This is a genomic window from Shewanella sp. BJSY2023SW007 (assembly GCF_047314525.1).
Classification (GTDB): Bacteria; Pseudomonadota; Gammaproteobacteria; order Enterobacterales; family Shewanellaceae; genus Shewanella; species Shewanella chilikensis.
In genome coordinates, this window is record NZ_JBKORL010000005.1 from 51,630 (window position 1) to 68,970 (window position 17,341).

18 protein-coding genes are annotated in these 17,341 nt (G+C 55.2%); 13 read left to right on the forward strand and 5 right to left on the reverse strand.

Translation table 11 applies throughout. The annotated features are described in order from the left end of the window. Positions 1 to 161 precede the first annotated feature (161 nt). Genes ACMHXE_RS01505 through dsrO form a run of 3 tightly spaced genes read right to left on the reverse strand, consistent with a single transcriptional unit; the run spans position 162 to position 5,078 of the window. A complete protein-coding gene (locus ACMHXE_RS01505; protein ID WP_101054917.1) occupies positions 162 to 3,272 on the reverse strand; it encodes a tetrathionate reductase subunit A in 3,111 nt (1,036 codons plus the stop codon). After that, positions 3,272 to 4,345, reverse strand: a complete 1,074-nt coding sequence (nrfD, locus tag ACMHXE_RS01510; RefSeq protein ID WP_101054919.1) for an NrfD/PsrC family molybdoenzyme membrane anchor subunit — start codon at positions 4,343 to 4,345, stop codon at positions 3,272 to 3,274. The genes ACMHXE_RS01505 and nrfD overlap by 1 nt, the downstream gene beginning before the upstream one ends. Beyond that, positions 4,335 to 5,078: a sulfate reduction electron transfer complex DsrMKJOP subunit DsrO gene (gene dsrO, locus ACMHXE_RS01515; protein ID WP_101054921.1), complete on the reverse strand. Its 744-nt coding sequence runs from the start codon at positions 5,076 to 5,078 to the stop codon at positions 4,335 to 4,337. Before dsrO ends, nrfD begins: the two co-directional genes overlap by 11 nt. A gap of 214 nt (positions 5,079 to 5,292) precedes the next feature. Between dsrO and ACMHXE_RS01520 the strand changes: the two genes are divergently transcribed. From ACMHXE_RS01520 to ACMHXE_RS01545, 6 genes are all read left to right on the forward strand, one after another. Next, positions 5,293 to 7,104 carry a PhnD/SsuA/transferrin family substrate-binding protein gene (locus tag ACMHXE_RS01520; protein ID WP_101054923.1) on the forward strand — a complete coding sequence of 604 codons (1,812 nt, stop codon included), beginning with the start codon at positions 5,293 to 5,295 and terminating at the stop codon, positions 7,102 to 7,104. Between the two features lie 26 nt (positions 7,105 to 7,130). After that, positions 7,131 to 7,775, forward strand: coding sequence for a response regulator transcription factor (locus ACMHXE_RS01525; protein WP_101054925.1), 645 nt, complete (start codon positions 7,131 to 7,133; stop codon positions 7,773 to 7,775). A 133-nt stretch (positions 7,776 to 7,908) separates the two neighbouring features. After that, complete coding sequence (dusA, locus tag ACMHXE_RS01530) at positions 7,909 to 8,892, forward strand: tRNA dihydrouridine(20/20a) synthase DusA (RefSeq protein ID WP_101054927.1); 984 nt, start codon at positions 7,909 to 7,911, stop codon at positions 8,890 to 8,892. Positions 8,893 to 9,134: 242 nt separating this feature from the next. Continuing rightward, positions 9,135 to 9,434, forward strand: coding sequence for a hypothetical protein (locus ACMHXE_RS01535; RefSeq protein ID WP_101054929.1), 300 nt, complete (start codon positions 9,135 to 9,137; stop codon positions 9,432 to 9,434). A 127-nt stretch (positions 9,435 to 9,561) separates the two neighbouring features. Next, entirely contained in the window at positions 9,562 to 9,756 is a 195-nt protein-coding gene (locus ACMHXE_RS01540; protein ID WP_025009353.1) for a PspC domain-containing protein, read from the forward strand. Next, complete coding sequence (locus tag ACMHXE_RS01545) at positions 9,753 to 10,127, forward strand: hypothetical protein (protein WP_129585965.1); 375 nt, start codon at positions 9,753 to 9,755, stop codon at positions 10,125 to 10,127. Before ACMHXE_RS01540 ends, ACMHXE_RS01545 begins: the two co-directional genes overlap by 4 nt. 62 nt (positions 10,128 to 10,189) lie before the next feature. Here ACMHXE_RS01545 and ACMHXE_RS01550 read toward each other — a convergent pair whose 3' ends face one another. Next, complete coding sequence (locus ACMHXE_RS01550; protein ID WP_101054931.1) at positions 10,190 to 10,930, reverse strand: enoyl-CoA hydratase; 741 nt, start codon at positions 10,928 to 10,930, stop codon at positions 10,190 to 10,192. A gap of 52 nt (positions 10,931 to 10,982) precedes the next feature. On the opposite strand from ACMHXE_RS01550, the gene ACMHXE_RS01555 reads away from it, so the two are divergent. From ACMHXE_RS01555 to ACMHXE_RS01565, 3 genes are read left to right on the forward strand one after another with little or no spacing between them, the layout of a single operon-like run. Then, positions 10,983 to 11,447 carry a copper chaperone PCu(A)C gene (locus tag ACMHXE_RS01555; protein WP_165564466.1) on the forward strand — a complete coding sequence of 155 codons (465 nt, stop codon included), beginning with the start codon at positions 10,983 to 10,985 and terminating at the stop codon, positions 11,445 to 11,447. A gap of 12 nt (positions 11,448 to 11,459) precedes the next feature. Continuing rightward, positions 11,460 to 12,431 (forward strand): DUF2333 family protein, encoded by a 972-nt coding sequence (locus ACMHXE_RS01560; protein WP_101054933.1) that lies wholly within the window; start codon positions 11,460 to 11,462, stop codon positions 12,429 to 12,431. Between the two features lie 3 nt (positions 12,432 to 12,434). Continuing rightward, complete coding sequence (locus ACMHXE_RS01565) at positions 12,435 to 13,172, forward strand: TIGR04219 family outer membrane beta-barrel protein (protein ID WP_101054935.1); 738 nt, start codon at positions 12,435 to 12,437, stop codon at positions 13,170 to 13,172. Between the two features lie 70 nt (positions 13,173 to 13,242). On the opposite strand, the gene tolC is transcribed toward ACMHXE_RS01565, so the two are convergent. Further along, complete coding sequence (gene tolC, locus ACMHXE_RS01570; protein ID WP_413731179.1) at positions 13,243 to 14,559, reverse strand: outer membrane channel protein TolC; 1,317 nt, start codon at positions 14,557 to 14,559, stop codon at positions 13,243 to 13,245. A 236-nt stretch (positions 14,560 to 14,795) separates the two neighbouring features. On the opposite strand from tolC, the gene nudF reads away from it, so the two are divergent. From nudF to ACMHXE_RS01590, 4 genes are read left to right on the forward strand one after another with little or no spacing between them, the layout of a single operon-like run. Further along, positions 14,796 to 15,419, forward strand: coding sequence for an ADP-ribose diphosphatase (gene nudF, locus ACMHXE_RS01575; RefSeq protein WP_101054939.1), 624 nt, complete (start codon positions 14,796 to 14,798; stop codon positions 15,417 to 15,419). Next, positions 15,403 to 15,837: a DUF1249 domain-containing protein gene (locus tag ACMHXE_RS01580; RefSeq protein ID WP_101054941.1), complete on the forward strand. Its 435-nt coding sequence runs from the start codon at positions 15,403 to 15,405 to the stop codon at positions 15,835 to 15,837. The genes nudF and ACMHXE_RS01580 overlap by 17 nt, the downstream gene beginning before the upstream one ends. Positions 15,838 to 15,852: 15 nt before the next feature. Then, on the forward strand, positions 15,853 to 16,692 hold the full coding sequence (gene cpdA / locus ACMHXE_RS01585) for a 3',5'-cyclic-AMP phosphodiesterase (RefSeq protein WP_101054943.1): 840 nt from the start codon (positions 15,853 to 15,855) through the stop codon (positions 16,690 to 16,692). A gap of 35 nt (positions 16,693 to 16,727) precedes the next feature. Continuing rightward, positions 16,728 to 17,303 (forward strand): YqiA/YcfP family alpha/beta fold hydrolase, encoded by a 576-nt coding sequence (locus tag ACMHXE_RS01590; protein ID WP_101054945.1) that lies wholly within the window; start codon positions 16,728 to 16,730, stop codon positions 17,301 to 17,303. Positions 17,304 to 17,341: the final 38 nt, after the last annotated feature.

Below are 17,341 nucleotides of genomic sequence, written 5' to 3' on the forward strand. Positions count from 1 at the left end.
TGCTGCCAAGGGATGCGGATAGTGCAAGGCTAATCCATAAGTGGTTTGACTCCCGCCCACTGGATCACACTCTTATTAGCTTAGAACAATGGATTTGGCTTTGTGGCGATTTCTTGCCCGGAAAACAGTGCCCGGCATAAAAACCGGGCACAGAGCGAGCTTCAGGAGACTTTTTCGATTTTGGCCGGTAGCCCCTGGCGGGCCGAGGCGCCACTGGCCCAATCCACCAGAGGGTAGGAACCCGAGCGGCTGGGATCCAGCACGGCGAGATCGTTGAGGTTAACCCCGGCGCGGATCAGCGGGTTGGCGGCAACCTGCTTGTCATCTATGCTGAATGCTCGCGCGCCGAGCTCCTTGTGACCAAAGCCGTGTTCTATGGCGATGCACTCGGGATGCACACCGGCGACACATTCCACCAGTGCCAGCACACTGCCGTTGGGGGTGCTGATTTTCACTGTATCCCCCGTGGTTATCCCCAATCTTTGGGCCGTGTCTTTGTTGATCCGTACCGGATTATTGGGGTGCACCTGCCTGAGCCTGTCAGAGCCGATACTCATGGAGCTCATGGTGTGCGACTTGTAGCTCGACAGCAACATGGGCCAGGACTGGCGGTCGAAGGCTTGCCTGAGCGCTGTGCCATCGGCCAGGCGTTGACCATAGCTGCGCGGACAGCCACTGAGAAACTCGCCGCTCTGGGAGTGACGGCGACTGCCCACCTGGGGGTTCCACAGCATCATCGGCTTGGGCCAGACTTTGGTGGGGTTGCCTTCGGCGTCCCTGGCCTGGTTCATTGATTCGAACCGGCCACCGCGGGCATAGAGATAAGCCACCCTGGATGCTTCCTCTTCGCCGAGACGGGCCTTGAGTTCGGGAATAATCCTGGCAACCCCGGACCAATAGAGATCTTCCTTGCCGATGACAGGGACTTTCTCTCCCAACCAGGCGACGTTGGCGGCGCCGTAGAGAGAAAAGTCGGCGGCGCGGGTCAGCGGGTGGCGTGTGCCATCATGGGCCAGCACCGCATTTTCACCGAAGCCGGGCAAGGCCAGCGCCATGGCAATCCGGGTAAGAAAGCTTTCCATGCACACGGGATCGCCATCCACTGTGTGCTCCACCCTGGGTTTGACTATCGGCCAGCGGCCGGTGGCAATCTTGGTCATGGTGCCCTGCCAGGCCGAGGTCCAGCCCCAGGATTCATAGGTGAGGGTGTCAGGCACTATATAGTCGGACAATGCCGTGGTTTCGTTGATAAAACTGTCGATACTGATAAACAGCGGCAGCACCTTGGGATCTTTGAGCTTATCGCCTATGGCGGCGCCGAGCCCGGCCTGGCCATAGACAGGGTTGCCCATATGGTTGATCCAGGCCTTGAGCGAATAGGGGTAACCGTTGACCGCCGCAGTTAGATGCTCGCTCAGCATGGGCGCCGAAATCGGGAACCAGGGCTCCCTGGCCGGGTAGGGCGACTCGCCGGCCTGCTGCTTGCGCTTGTATTCCGAGCTTTTTTCATAGGGGAAACGGGAGCGTGACAGGAATACTCCCTTGGGCTGCACCATGCCGTCAAACTCGGCCAGATTGTAGCGTGGGCCTTTGCCGAAGGCCGGGAAAGTACCGCCCTTGGCCAGCGCGCCGCCCTTTTGGTTGATATTGCCTATCATGGCGTTGAGCATCATGATGGCCCAGGCGGTATAGAAGCCATCACTGCTCATGGTGCCGCCGTGGCTGATCACCGCCGCCTTGCTGCCATGGCTGGTGAACTTGTTGGCCAGGGCCTCAATCTCATCGACCGGCACATCGCATTCGGCGCTGTATTGCGCCAACGTCTTGAGCCGGGCCGATTCGGCCAGCAGGCTGAAACTGCTCTTGCAGGCCAGGCTCTGGCCATTTTGGCCTGTGAGTCTGCTGTCCACTTCGAGCTGCGCCTTGGGGCAGACCTCGGCGGCCATGGGTTCACCGCTGATGGCGTCCAGCACCAGCAAGGGGTCTTCATCACCGAAGGGCTTGCCGCTGAAGGCCAAACCCAATTCGCTGGCGTGCAGATATTGGCCGTATCTCGGATGCGCCTGGTCTGAATGCACCAGGAAACCGGCATTACTGAAACCGCGGAAACCGGCTGTTTTAGCGGCCTTGGCATTGGGAGCACTGAGAAACTCGGCGCTGTAGCGCTGATTGTCGATGATCCAGCGCAACATGGCCATCGCCAGCGAGGCGTCTGTGGCCGGGCGGATCGGCAACCAGACATTGTCCGGCGCCGACGCCAGGTTGGAGGTGTTGGGCAGCATGGGCGAAACCACAACATAGCTGAAGTTGCGGTTGTTGACCCTGGCATTGGCCAGTTGCCGTGCCTGGCGCTTGAAGGGGTTGCCGGACTGCTGCGGTGAAGTGCCGATGAACAGCAGAAACTCGGCATGATCCCAGTCCGGTTTCAAGTGGGCGTACTTTTTCAGATCGTCCAGCAAGGCGCCGGCACCGGCCCGATAGCTGAAGCCACAGTAAGAGCCGTGGTTGGCAAAGTTACGGGTGCCGAAGCTGTTGAAGGTGAAGCGTTTTATCAGCGTGTCCCGCCCCTCATCCGAGGCGTTGCTGACCAACAGCTGATTGGCCTTGGGGCCGTATTCAGGGTTGGCGGGATCCAAAGGCGTATTGAGATCGCGAATCGCCCTGAGTCCATCCACATGGCCTTCACCAAACAGATCGCCGCCTTCGACAACCTCCTTGAGCAACTGCTCGAATGCTATGCTCTGCCACTGGCCCGAACCTCTGGGGCCGACCCGTTTCAGGCAGCGTGTTACCCGATAGGGGCTGTCCAATAACTCCAGCATGGCGTTACCGCGGGCGCAGGCGGTGGAACGTCCGGCAAGCCCCTGCTCCTGCCAGGCGCTGGTGGACACCAGGGCATCGCGCACCGGGGTGTCAAAGTCCAGGTGTTCACGGGCCGACAGTGGATGATAAGGATTACCACTGATACGGATAATGCTGTCGGTTTCATTATCGATACGGGCCCGTACCCCGCACTTGGTCCAGCAGCCGAAACACATGGTATTGGCCAGACGCTGGTTGTCATTGGCGCTCAACTGGCCGCTATTCAGGTCGACTTTGAGCTCAGGTGCCAGCGAGTTGCCATGAATCGCTTCTTGGGTATTTTTGCCCGAGCTGCCATTGACCAGGCCTTTGCCTAGCTGGGTCAGGGTGTGGCTGTAGCCTGCAACAAACAGTCCGGTACCACCTGTGATGGCAGCCCCTTTGATAAAACGGCGTTTACTCTTGTCCATTATGCGGCTCCTTTCAGTCCGGTGGCAGACTGACGTATCAGTTCGGAAATCAGGGTGATCAGGGCCAGCCATAGGCCAAAGGTACCCAGGATCCCCAGCAGCCCCTGTGGGCCCCAGGGCAGTTCATAGAAGTAGGTGCCGGCGCCATACTTGGGATCTGTCTGCGCCTGGATAAGCACCAGCCAGCGAAAGCCCCAAGCCAGGTGGATGGCGGCAAAGCTGCCAAACAGCAAGGCCCAGCGGGGCAGATGTCTGAAGGCCAGCAGCAGCGCCAACAAGGCCAGGGTTGCCAGCACCCAGATAGCGGCCAGTTGCCAACTGGGGCTGTCGCCGAGCAGTAATCTGGCTTCATTGGCGCTGTTGCCGCCACTGAGAGCCCAGCCGATAAGCAACAGGGCAAACAGGGCGAAGGAGCCACGCAGCCAGAGCAGCAGCTGTTTGTCGGTCTCCTGCTTATGGCCATTGAACAGGCGGTTGAGCCAAATCAACATGCCACTGCCGGCGGCCAGGGCGCTGGCGGCGAACAGGGGCGGCAGCCAGTAGCTGTGCCACAGTGGCCTGGCCTTGATCGCCATGGTTTCCATGCCGGTGTAGAGGGCGATGCTCAGGCCGCTGAGCAGGGCAACCCAGGCCAGAGGCTTGAGCCAGGGCTCGCCTTGCCAGTTCCCCAGGCGTAACCAGTATCCCAGGCGGCTCCAGCCATCTTTGGGCTGAGTCGGAAGGGAAGGGCGCAGCAAGAGGTAGGCAAAGGCCAGCGCCGCTGCCATAAACAGCGGCAGTAACCAGGCGCCATACCACATCCAGGAATCCGGTCTGAGCTGCATATAGAAGTGCCAGGCGCGGGCGGGTTGGTGCAGATCGGCCAAGAGTGCCACAGGTGCCACTATGGCTGTGCTGAGGATCAGGCTGCCGCAGAGTGTCAGCAGGCGCTTATCTTTGGCGCCGGGGCGGATAATGGTCAGCGCCGCAATCCACACCGCGGAATAGGCCAGTCCCATCATAAAGAAGTACTGCACCGCCCAGGGTAACCAGGTGATGGCGATATCCGGGGTCAAGATCTCTTTAATGTCCATGGTGCAACTCCTCTCCAGTGGCGGTCATCAGGCTGCGAACCGGCGCTTCGCCGCGGATCCTTTCTTCAAATGCGGCTGTCATCCCCAGATAGAATACGCAGGGCGAGGTTTCGGCCGAGGGCTTGAGTACCTTGATCTCGTCTCTGTGCTCGGCCAGCATGCGACTGATTTGGCTGCCGGGATCGTTGAGATCGCCGATGATCCTGGCTTCACCGACACAGGTTTCGACGCAGGCGGGCAGCAAGCCTGCTTCCAGCCGATGGGCGCAGAAGGTGCACTTGTCGGCGGTGTTGGTGTCATGGTTGATAAAGCGCGCATCGTAGGGGCAGGCCTGGACACAGTAACCGCAGCCAACACACCAGTGGCTGTCGACTACCACTATGCCGTCCTGGCGCTGGAATGTGGCGCCTGTGGGGCAAACCGGGATGCAGGGTGGGTTTTCGCAGTGGTTGCAGAGCCTGGGCAGCATCATAAAGGCGCTTTCCTGCCCTTGGGTCACTTCATACTGGTTGACTGTGGTACGAAACTGCCCCAATGGGGGTTGGTTTTCTATGGTGCAGGCGACAGTACAAGCCTGGCAACCGACGCAGCGGCGCAGATCGATCAGCATGCCATAGCGTTTGCCACTGGTTGCCTTGGGCTTGGAAGTCGATGCCTGGGCGACGGGCAAAAACGCAGCTCCGGCGCTGATGGCGGCGATTTGCCCCAGTAGTTGACGTTTACTCTTGTCCATACAGACTCCTGAGTCTTGCGGTGATTGGAAACCCACCGGGCTCCTGTTGCCTGTATTCTCGGCAACTGGCGCCCTTGGTCTCTATAGTGGTTTTCCACATATCGGGGCCGCTATTGATCCAGCGCAAGAAATTGAGGCTAGAATGGCGGGCAGACTGATGCTGACCCAGCCGCTTGTGGCCGCAAGATTTCCTAACCGGAGCTAAAACCAAGAGATGAGAACCCTGTATCTGCTGTGTTATCTGTTTGCGGCTGTACTGCTCGGCCATTGGCCGTCAGCTGCGGCAGCGACTGAGCCTTTGCCGCTATCAGGCCCAGCCATGACAACCGGAGTGTTGACCGATAAGGCGGTGGTGGATATAGGCGTGTTGGCTACCCGGGGCTACAGCGACAGCATCAACCGCTGGCAACCCACCATGAATTGGCTCGAGCAGCAGATCCCGGGATATTACTTTCGCCTGCACCCCTTGACGCTGGAGCAACTGTCGCAGGCGGTGGCCGCCCAGGAGCTGGACTTTGTGATCACCAACCCAGGTCAATCTGTACTGTTGGCGCGGCAGTATTCCCTAAGCTGGCTGGCGACCCTCAAGAGCCGCCTCAACGCCGGTGAGCCGATGCAGGTGGGTTCGGCGCTGGTGGTAAGAAGCGAGTCCAGCCTGCAACATCTGCAAGATCTCAGGCACAAGCGCCTGGGGATAGTCTCGACCCAGGCCTTCGGCGGCTACCTGACCTTGGTGTATGAAGCGCGGCTCAAGCAGATTGATCTGCCAAGCTATGTGGCCGAGATCCAATCTTTGGGATTCCCGCTGGATAATCTGCTCTATCGCCTGCGCGATGGCAGCATAGACGCCGCCGTGGTGCCAGTCTGCCAGTTGGAGCAGATGGCGGCGGAGGGGCTTATCGATGCCGGGCATTATCGGGTGCTGGACAACCAGGCGCCGGCAGGGTTTGCCTGCGAGGTGTCGACCCGCCTCTATCCCAACTGGTCTATGGCCAAGACCAGCCGTGCCGGTCAGGGGCTGGCCAAGCAGTTGACCTTGGCCCTGTTGGCACTGCCGGAAGACAGTGAGGCGGCCAAAATGTCCGGCTCGCTGGGGTGGACCACGGCGGTCAGTCAACTGGCCATTGATAAGCTGCTCAAGGATCTGGACCTGCACCCATTGCAGGCGCCTTGGTGGCAAAGGGCGTTGCAGTGGCTCAAGGCCCACAGTCATTGGGGCTGGAGCTTGCTGGCGCTGCTGGTGCTGCTCAACGGTTATCACTTCTGGCTCGAATACAGTTTCAGCCGCCGCGGCCGGGAACTGGCCAAGGCCCAGCGGCAACTGAGTGAAAACCTCAGTCTGCTGGAACATGCCCAGCGGGCGGCGGTGGCTGGTGAACTGGGCGCCAGCCTGGCCCATGAGCTGAACCAACCTTTGGCGGCCATAGGCAACTATTGCCACGGCGCCAGTGTCAGGCTGCAACAGGGGCAACTGGACAAGTTGCCCCTGGCACTGGAACAGATACAGGCGGAAGTGGGCCGCGCCCACGGTATCATTCAAAGGCTCAGGGGGCTTTTGAAAAAGCGCCCGCCGCAAAAGCAGTTGCAGCCGTTCAGCCCCTTGCTGAGCGAGACGCTTATTCTGCTGGGGCATGAACTGGAGAAACAAGCGATCCGCGTCGATTGGCAGATTGTCGGCGAAGAAAGCCCCATGCAACTGGATACGGTCGCCATGCAGCAACTCTTGTTGAATCTGCTTAAGAATGCCATCGAAGCCTTGGCTGAAGAGCCTAAAGCCGAGCGAATTATTGCGCTGCGGCTGGATTATCAATCTCAGCCCGGCAAGCTCTTGCTGGAAGTGCAGGACAATGGCCCAGGGCTTAAACAGGATGGCAAGAGCCTGATGCAGGCCTTTACCAGTACCAAGACAGATGGCCTGGGTCTGGGGCTGGTGATCTGCCGCGAAATCGCCGAGAGCCATGGCGGCAGCATCAGTCTGCTGCAGCCGCCTGAGGGCGGTTGTCTGGTCACTGTGGTGCTGGCTTAAACCCGTTTTGCCAAGGAGAAAGAAAAATGCCGGGACAATTTGCGGCCCAAAACAGTTCACCAACCGATGACAAGCGTCAGTCGGTCTATCTGGTGGATGACGATGATTCGGTGCGGCGTTCGTTGGGCTTTATGCTGGAAGGCTATGGTTTTGAGGTGCAGGCCTTTGAAGATGCAGAGCATTTTCTCAAGGCGCAGCTACTGGATCTGCCCGGCTGCCTGATCCTCGATATGCGTATGCCAGGGCTCAGTGGGGCGCAGCTGCAGCAGCTGCTCAACGAGCGTAATAGCCCGTTGGCGGTGATCTTTCTCACCGGTCATGGCGACGTGCCGCTGGCGGTGGATGCGCTTAAATCCGGCGCGGTGGACTTTTTTCAAAAACCCGCCGATGGCGCTCGCCTGGCCGAGGCGGTCACCAAGGCGCTGAATCACTCTGCCGAAATCGCCAAGCGACGAAAGCTGCAAGGTATCTATCAGGCGCTGACTCCGAGAGAGAAAGAGATATTGCATCTCATCGCCAAGGGCTATAAGAACCAGCAGATAGCCGACGAACTCTGCATCGCCATGCGCACAGTGGAGATCCACAGATCCAACCTGATGAAGGGCATGCAGGTGAGCTCGCTGGCTGAAATGTTGTTGATTTATGCCGGGATAGAGACAGAGTTTGAGTAACTCAGATCCAAAGTCTTCGGCGGCAACAGAATGACCTTTGATTCGGGTTTATGAGCGGGATTTATCTACGGCTGTCGTTTTATGGCCGCAGAGGGTAAAATAGCGGCCCATTTTTTGCGTACCGGATCTGTGAATGCCAAGCCCTATCGATGCCAACCGCCGTTTTTCCATTGCCCCCATGCTCGATTGGACGGACCGCCACTATCGTTACTTTGCCCGGCTGATGTCGAGTCAGACGCTGCTCTACACTGAGATGGTGACCACAGGTGCGATACTGCATGGCAAGGGCGATTATCTGGCTTATAACCAGGAAGAGCACCCGCTGGCATTGCAACTGGGTGGCTCCAATGTTGAGGATCTGGCCCGCTGCGCCGAAATCGCCCGGCAAAGGGGGTATGACGAAGTTAACCTCAATGTGGGATGCCCTTCGGATAGAGTACAGAACGGCCGCTTTGGTGCTTGTTTGATGGAAGAGCCCGAGCTGGTGGCCCATTGCGTCGATGCCATGCGCCAGAAGGTGGATATTCCGGTGACGGTCAAGACCCGCATCGGCATAGATGACAAAGATTCCTACGAATTTCTTGGTGACTTCATTACCAAGGTGAGTGCCGCCGGCTGCGATACTTTCATCATTCATGCCCGCAAGGCCTGGTTGCAGGGGCTTAGTCCCAAGGAAAACCGTGAGATCCCGCCATTGGATTATCCCCGGGTGTATCAATTGAAGCAGGATTTTCCCGGCCTGCATATCAGCATCAATGGTGGTATCAAGAGCTTTGAAGATATGCATACCCATCTGGCCCAGCTGGACGGGGTGATGGTGGGGCGAGAAGCCTACCAAAATCCCTATCTGCTGGCCGAGGTGGATCAGAAGATCTTTGGCCTCGATAGCCAGGTTATGAGTCGCGATCAGGTGGTGGATGCCATGTTGCCCTATGTGGAAGCTCATCTGCAGTCGGGTGGCCGCTTGAATCATATCAGCAGACACATGACTGGCCTTTATCAGGGGATCCCCGGTTCTCGCAGTTGGCGCCGTCATCTGAGCGAGAATGCCCACAAGCCGGGTGCCGGTATCGAAGTGCTGCTTAAGGCTCGTGAAATGATGCACAGCGGAGTTTGACCTTGCTGTAATACCCGAGTGGTGAAAATCGCTATGGTGATAGTGCTTTTTACCAACAGATAGGAAATTGCTGTATTTTTGTGCTGTTACGGTCGGTCATTCAGTGTTAATGATTGGCCGTTTTTATTTTTATTTCATTTAATATCATATCCTTAATCGAAACTTTTCCCAGTTGGCACGCCCTTTGAATTAGTCATCTTGACCGCTGACCCGTTCAGCTTAACCAGAAAGGGATGACAAGCATGAAAACTTCCAACCTGACTATTCAATCTTTGCTTCTTGGCGTTGTTTTAGCTTCAGCCAGTGTTTCAGCCCAGGCCGATGTACTGCCTACTCAACCTATCCTCAGTGCTGTTGAGCAGAACCTGAGTCAGCAGGCTCAGACCATGTTGCTCAGTGCCAAGCGCGAAATGCTGGCCTCTCTGCAACAGGAACTGGAGCGTAGCGTGGCCCAACTGAGCGACGAGATGACTCAAGAAACCCTGAGTCAGATCACCGAGTTACCCGTGGAGACCAGTGTTCTGACCCAAGCCAAGGATTGAGGTGCCTATGTGGATAAATAGCACCTTGGCACTACTGATGTTTCTGCCGTTGCTTGGTTACACCCTGATGGCGTTGTTAGCCTGCGGTGCCCGGCAGATACAGTTAACGAGATAATCGGAGTCAGCTATGTTTGATTTGGAACGCACACTCAAGGGAAATTCTTCCATCGTCTGTGGCCTATGCCGCGATATGGCCGAGCGTTTTGGCTGGTCGGTATTCTGGACCCGCATTGTTGCCGCAGTCATCACTCTGATGCACCCATTGCTCGGATTGACGGCTTACTTTGCCCTGGCACTGCTGTGGCCCAAGTGGGTGAAATGAGTATGTATAACAAGAGTCGAAACAAGCACAGAAGATATAGGTTGCTGTCTCAGTTACTGGTGTGGAGCATAGTCGGCGCGCTGATCCTTATGGTCTCTCTGCTCAGCCGCGAGTTTATGTCAGTGGGGATCTGGGGTAGCCCGTTTTTATGGCTGGATGCCGAGAACTGGAGTTGGGTGTTGACCCTGATAACCGCGATGCTGGCATTGGTGTGGGCCGCAATGACTTTCAGTGTGTTGGCTGTGGTGTGCGTACTTTGTGTTGCTGCGGCATTACTGATGTTTATCAGCGGCTTTGCAATGATTTGGCCCGTGCTGGTTTTGGCATTGGCAGTATGGGGGATAGGCAAGTCCAGTCAATGGCAGGAGTAGTGTTGCTGCGACTGGCTTGGTGTCAGCCCAGCCGCAGCAACATTGGATTCAGCCTCGATGATTTAGCCTTTGTTGAGAAACTGGCGGAAAACCGCTTTGGCTTCATCGCTCTGCAGACGTTGGCCGAAGAGTTCCAACTCCTGATGCATCTGGTGTTGTACCCGGCTCTTGTGTGGCCGCATAAGTTGTCTGGTGAGTTGCAGCGCCTGAGGTGGCTTGGAAGCCAAGGCTTTGGCCTTTTCCAGCGCATAAGGTAAGAGTTCCACCGGACTCAACATGCGGTTGATGAGTTTGAGATCCAGCGCCGTTTCGGCATCGAAACTTTCGCCCAGCAACAGCAGCTCAGAGGCCTTTTGGTAACCGACCAACTCAGGCAGTAGCAGGCTGGATCCGGCTTCAGGCACTAGTGCCAGGTCGATAAAGGGCAAACGGAACTGGGCTGTGTTATCGGCATAGACCAGGTCACAATGCAGCAGCAGCGTGGTGCCAATTCCGACAGCAGCGCCGCTGACGGCGGCGACCAAGGGCTTTTTCAGCTCCAGCAGGCAAAAGAGAAACCGCACCGCTGGGTGGTTGGGCCCCAGATCCGGCTGCTTGAGAAAATCCGCTACATCGTTGCCTGAAGTAAAGCAGTTTTCACTGCCTGTCAGCAGAAAGGCACGGATCTCGTTGTCCGCTTCCCCCTGGATCAGGTATTCTGTAAGCTGCTTATACATATCGAGATCGAGGGCGTTACGTTTATCCGGGCGGTTAAAACGTATGATACGTACACCCTGCTCATCCTGAACCTGAATCGTGCTCATTCGTTGTTTCCTTTACTGACGAAATGGGTTTTACATGGAGTTTAAGACATAGATGGCGATATTCAAACAACTGTTTAAAGTTATCTTGCTGGCCGGCATCAGTGCCAGCGCCTTCGCCTCGAACATAATGCTCGAACAAGGATATATCCGGGCCATGCCTGCTTCTGTTCCCAATACGGCGGCGTATCTGACACTCAGCAACCATGGTCCGGCGACTGAGCTGGTTTCTGCCAGTACCCCTGTGGCCCGTGAAGCCATGCTGCATACTCTGATTGAAGAAGACGGCCTGGTTAAAATGCGCCATGTGGCGGCTTTCCCGCTGCCTGAGCATGGCCAGTTGACGCTACAAAGCAGCGGCGATCACATCATGATCATGGGCCTCAAGGCGCCGTTGCAGCTGGGGCAAAAAGTGCCTGTGACACTGGGTTTTGCCAATGGTGAAACCCTCAATATTGAACTCGAAGTAAAATCCCCCCATGATGCTCCTGCAGCGCAAGAGCATCATCACCATCATTAAGGAGAACCCGGGATGCAAATGACATGGAAAAAAGGTGTCGGTGCTGCGGCCATAGTGTTCGTTATCGCATACGGCATCAGTGTTTGGTGGAGTATTGAACCCGATGTATTGACCCCTGAGGTGATGACATCGGAAAAGGGCGAAAAGATAACAGGTTATGCCACCACCAGCGCGCTGATCAATACCATGGAGACCTTGCTGGATAAGCAAGGAGGCTGGTTGTCCAACGACATGATGCCGCCTTCTGTGATGATGGACAACATGCCGGCGTTTGAATTCGGCGCCTTGGAACAGGTGCGGGATCTCGCCTTGATCATGCGCAAAGAGTTCAGCCGCTCCCAGTCGCAGTCCACCGCCGACAAAGATCTGCTGGAAGCGCACTCCAAGCTGAATATCGAGCACACCAGTTGGCTGGTGCCCAGTGCTGAGAGCGAGTATCGCGATGCTATCAAGCTATTGAAGGTTTACCGGGCGCGGATGATGGATCCCAATAACCCGGATGCCCAGTTTTATGCCCGCGCCGACAACCTCAATGAATGGTTGAAAGAGGTGCAGAAGCGTTTGGGCAGCATGTCGCAGCGTCTGGCCGCCAGTGTTGGTCAGGAGAGGCTGAATACCGATCTGGCCGGCGACAGTGCCGCCCGTCAGTCGACCCCCAACCTGGCGAGTCAGCAGATAAAGACCAGCTGGTGGCAAATAGACGATGTCTTCTATGAATCCAGAGGCTCTGCCTGGGCCTTGCTGAATTTCATGAAGGCGGTAGAGGTCGATTTTGCTGACGTACTGAAGAAAAAGAATGCCGAAGTGAGTCTCAAACAGATCATCCGTGAACTGGAAGCGACTCAGCAAACAGTCTGGAGCCCAATGATCCTCAACGGTTCCGGATTCGGTTTGGTGGCCAACCATTCTTTGGTGATGGCCAACTATGTGTCCCGCGCCAATGCCGCGGTGATTGATTTAACCAACTTGCTTTCACAGGGTTAATTTATGAAAAAGACTTTATTGGCGACAGCCTTGCTGGCTTCTTTGATGGCGACTTCCGCCCAGGCAGCAACAGTCGTAGGCTTTAAGGTAGGCGCCGATTACTGGAAAGGAGATGCCAGCGGTACTTTCGCCGAGAAAGGCCAGCCGCAGCAGGAGTTCAACTATGACTCTTCCGCCCAGTACAGCCTTTGGTTCAGCGTTGAGCACCCTGTGCCACTGCTGCCCAACCTGAAGATCCGCGAAAACCGCCTGAAAGAAGATGGCGCTATGAGCAATGCCAACTTCAACTTCAATGGCCACACCTTCAGCGGTGATGTGTATGCTACGGCCGACCTGAGCAACACAGACTTTATCCTCTATTATGAATTACTGGACAATGACCTGGTTGCTCTCGATGTAGGTGGTGCCTACAAGTTGATGGATGGTTCTTTCCGGGTGGCTGACAAGGGGCATCCTGAAGAGCGTGATATCGACAGCGGTGTGGTTATGGGTTATGCCAATGCTGAAGTTGGTCTGCCATTCTTCGGCCTGTACGCCTTTGCCGATGTGTTAGCCGGTATCAATGAGTCCAGTGTTTATGACTACCAAGTAGGTCTGGGCTGGGAGTTTGATGGTGTGGCGCTGGATACCCGGGTGCGTGCCGGCTATCGCGACTTTAAATTTGACGTAAACGGTTTCAATGGCATGAGCAGCAATATGCAGTTTGACGGCTTCTTTGCCGGTGTGGAACTGGTGTTCTAATTCCGTTATCCGTTGATAAGTCCCAATAAAAAACCGCCAGCTGGCGGTTTTTTATTGGTTAAGCTCCAGCTTATTGCTGTGCAGGAGTTGTCAGGCCGTTGTTGATGGAGATGACATCATCTTCATTCAGAGTACCTGTGGCCTGCTTCAGTGCCAATATCGACTTGATATAGCCGTATCGGGCGTTGGACAGCTGGCGTTTGGAATCATACAGATCCCGGGTACGGTTCAGCACGTCAACTATGGTACGGGTACCCACTTCAAAACCGGCTTGAGTGGCTTTCAATGCACTCTCGGAAGAGAGCACTGACTGCTCATAGGCCTTGATGGAGCTGATAGAAGCGCCAACGTTGTTGAAGTTGTTGCGAACATTTTTGACTACCTGGCGGTAGGTCTGCTCCAATCTCTGGCTGGCTTCAACATAGGCATATTGCGCTTGTTTCACCTGAGAGCTGACTTTGAAACCTTCAAAGATAGGCACGCTCAGGTTAACGCCTACGGTACCGTTATCGAAGTCAGGTTGATTCTGACTGCCGATTTCTTGCTCCAGGCCCTTGGTATAACCGGCATTCAGGCTCAGAGACGGCATATGGCCGGCTTTATAGAGGCTGATGGTTTCCTGGGCGATATCTTTACCGATACGCTGGGTCAGCAGATCGACACTGTTGGTCTCGGCCATTTTAAGCCAATCGTTTGGCATGGCTGGAGTTGGGCTGGCCGCAGAGAAACGGTCTGTATCCAGAATGTCGATGCTCTTGTGATCTATGCCGGTGATTTCACGCAGGGCTTCATAGCTGTTGATCAACTCGTTCTCGGCCAGGATTTCGGCTGCGGTCGCCAGGTCATACTGAGCCTGTGCTTCATGGACATCGGTAATGGCTGTTAGACCAACAGCAAAGCGCTGTTTGGTTTGCTCCAACTGCCGCTCAATGGCACGCTTCTCGGCGCCTTTGAACTCGTAATTATCCTTGGCGGCCAACACGTCAAAGTAAGCGGTTGTTACCCGGGTGATCAGTGTTTGCAGAGCTGAAGCATAGACGGCGTCGGCCTGTGATGCGGCTTTCTCCGCCAGGCTTAAACCGACCCAGGCAGAATGATTATAGATGACCAGGTTAAGCTTGATTGCACCTGTCAGGCCACTGGTGTCATCAGAAGGATCGTTCCAGGCTTTGTCATAACCAACATTGGCACTGATAGTCGGCAGCAGAGGCGCACGACTTTCTTCAATTTTTTCATACAACTGGTCTCTTTGGGCCTTGGCCTGGAGCACCACTGGATCATTGGTTAATGCCTGCTGATATATCTGAAGTAAATCGTCGGCTTGAACGGCCGGGGCAGAAACTGCGAGCGTTAACGCCGCGCATAAAGTGCGGATCTTGAATTTCATTGGCTGTCCTTATAGACAAACACCCTGTGACGGGCGGTTTCAACTTCGTTAGACTGTTAATGCCTTTGATAAAGGCGGTTTGCGCTTCCCGACGCTTCCCGATACAGCAAAACTTAATGGTTTTGATACTAAAAAATCAACCGTTTTCAAGTCAATTCGGAAGTGTAACAGATTTTATTGGTAAATGGTGCCGGGTGGGTTGAAATTGCATCTTTTATAGCTAAAGCGGAGTGAAAATGGCAGTAGAAAAATTCACCAAAGAGGATGTTCAGGTGCTGGGGCAGCGCACGCTATACCGTGGCTTTTTCCGGATGGAGGAATATCGTTTCCGTCATCGGCTGTTTGCCGGGGGCTGGAGTGAGGAAGTGAGTCGCGAGGTATTTGAGCGGGGTCACGCCGTAGTGGTTTTGCCCTACGATCCGCAAGAAGACAAAGTGGTGCTGATAGAGCAGGTGCGATTCCCTGCATTGGAAACCAGTGAATCCCCTTGGCTGCTGGAGTTGGTGGCGGGTATGATTGCCCCCGGCGAAGTGGCCGAGGATGTCGCCAAACGGGAACTTTTGGAAGAAACCGGACTCAACTCCAGTGCAATTTCGGCCGTAAGCAGCTATCTTTCCAGCCCCGGAGGTTGTAGTGAGCGTTTCTACTTCTATTGGGCTGAGGTAGATTCATCCAAAGCAAACGGGCTGCACGGCTTGGCCGAAGAGCATGAAGATATTCGGCTGCATGTGCTTTCCCGCGTTGATGCTTATGCCAAAGTGCTCAGTGGCGAAATCGACAACGCTTCAACCGTACTCGGGCTGCAATGGTTGCAGCTCAATTATCAAGATTTACTGCAGGCCGATGAACAAGAGAGATAGTGACAAGAAATACCAGCCGGATGTCAGCCGCTTTTTAGCTTTGTGTGGTCGCAACTACGGTCATATTCAACGCTGGTTGCCGGAGCAAGGTGAAGTGGGTGAAAGCTGGCAGGTAGAAGGTGATTTCGGTTGCCTGGATGTCGAGCTGCTGGAGAATACCCGCTATACCCAGCTGGTGAGTATTTCCCGTCATGTGGGGAAGGGCGGATTGGTGCCTGTCCCCAAAGTTACCGTGCGGATTTATCATGATGCTAAATTAGCAGAAGTGTTAAGCAGCCGACAGATTTACCAATTGCGGCCGGTGTATGATTATCCGAACTTACGCATGTATCACCGCGATGAAAAGTACCAGGTAAACGCCTTCCTGGAGGAGTTATTGAAAATAGACTGTCAGGCGCGCCTCGTTTGTCAGTCCTGAGATTGGGTAATCAAAGTGCTGAAAGAGGCAATCACATACGGTATTCCTGAGGACAAGAGTGTTCGTTTGGTGCAGATCACAGATCCTCACCTGTTTGCCGAACCTGAAGGACAGCTTCTTGGCGTCAATACCGCCAACAGTCTCAACGCCGTTATCAATACTATCCAGGCCGTCAAGTATCCCGCCGACATGCTGCTGGCCAGTGGTGACATCAGTCAGGATTATTCCGGTGAGTCTTACCGCAACTTTGTTGAAGCCATCAAACCGCTGAATTTGCCTTGCCATTATTTGCCTGGCAACCATGATGACCCCAGGATCATGTATCTGCATATGCAGGGTGAGCGTGTCTATGGCCACAGGCGGGTGTTGGCCGGGAATTGGCAGATTATCTTGCTCGACTCCACAGTGCGGGGAAAACCGGGTGGTCATATGGCCGAAAGCGAACTTGAGATCATCCGCAGTGCCATAGCCGCCGAACCTGACAAGCACGTGCTGTTGGTGATGCACCATAACCCAGTATTGGTGGACTGCACCTGGTTGGATCAACATTGCATGGACAACGGCGCCCAGTTCCTCAAAGAAATGGGGCGTTACCCTCAGATAAAGGGGATGCTCTGGGGTCATGTTCATCAGCAATTGGATACTGAATATCAGGGGGAAGGTCACAAGCTTTCTTTGATGGCGACACCATCGACTTGTATTCAATTCAAACCCTTGTCTTCCTACTTTGCGCTGGATGCACTGCAGCCAGGCTACCGTTTGCTGGAGCTCAAGCCCGATGGTAGCATGCTCACCAATGTTTATCGGATCCCGGGCGAGCGTTTCGCACCGGATGCTGAGGCCAGCGGCTACTGAGTTTGCTTTGGAGCAGTGGCCCCTTGTGAGGAACTATGCTGCTCTATATTCACGGTTTCAACAGTTCTCCCTTGTCTGACAAGGCTGTGCTTACCCGTACCTATATTGAACAACACTTTCCCGGTGTGCGACTGGAGCAGCCACAACTACCCACTTCGCCCAAGGCGGCGATGGAGTTGCTGATTCAGTTGACTGAAGCGGCCAAGGCCAGGGGCGAGCCACTGGCGTTTATCGGTTCATCCCTCGGCGGGTATTTTGCTTCTTGGTTGGTAGAGCAATATGGCGGCAAGGCGGTACTTATTAACCCGGCGGTGCGCCCCTTTGAGCTCTTTGGTGATTATTTGGGGGCACAGTACAACCCCTATACCGATGAGCACTACCAATTATTGCCGCAACATCAACTACAGCTGATTGAATTTGATACGCCGGTCATTCTCAATCCGGATCGTTTTTTTGTATTATTACAGACTGCCGATGAGGTACTGGATTATCGCCAGGCTCTGGGCAAATATCACTGCTGTGAGATGCTGCTGGAAAGCGGTGGAAACCATAGTTTTGTGGGTTACGGCGACAAGCTGGGCTCAATCTGCCGTTTTTTACACTTATCTTGACAATCAGATCCTCGCGGCCCACCATGGCCTGAACATAA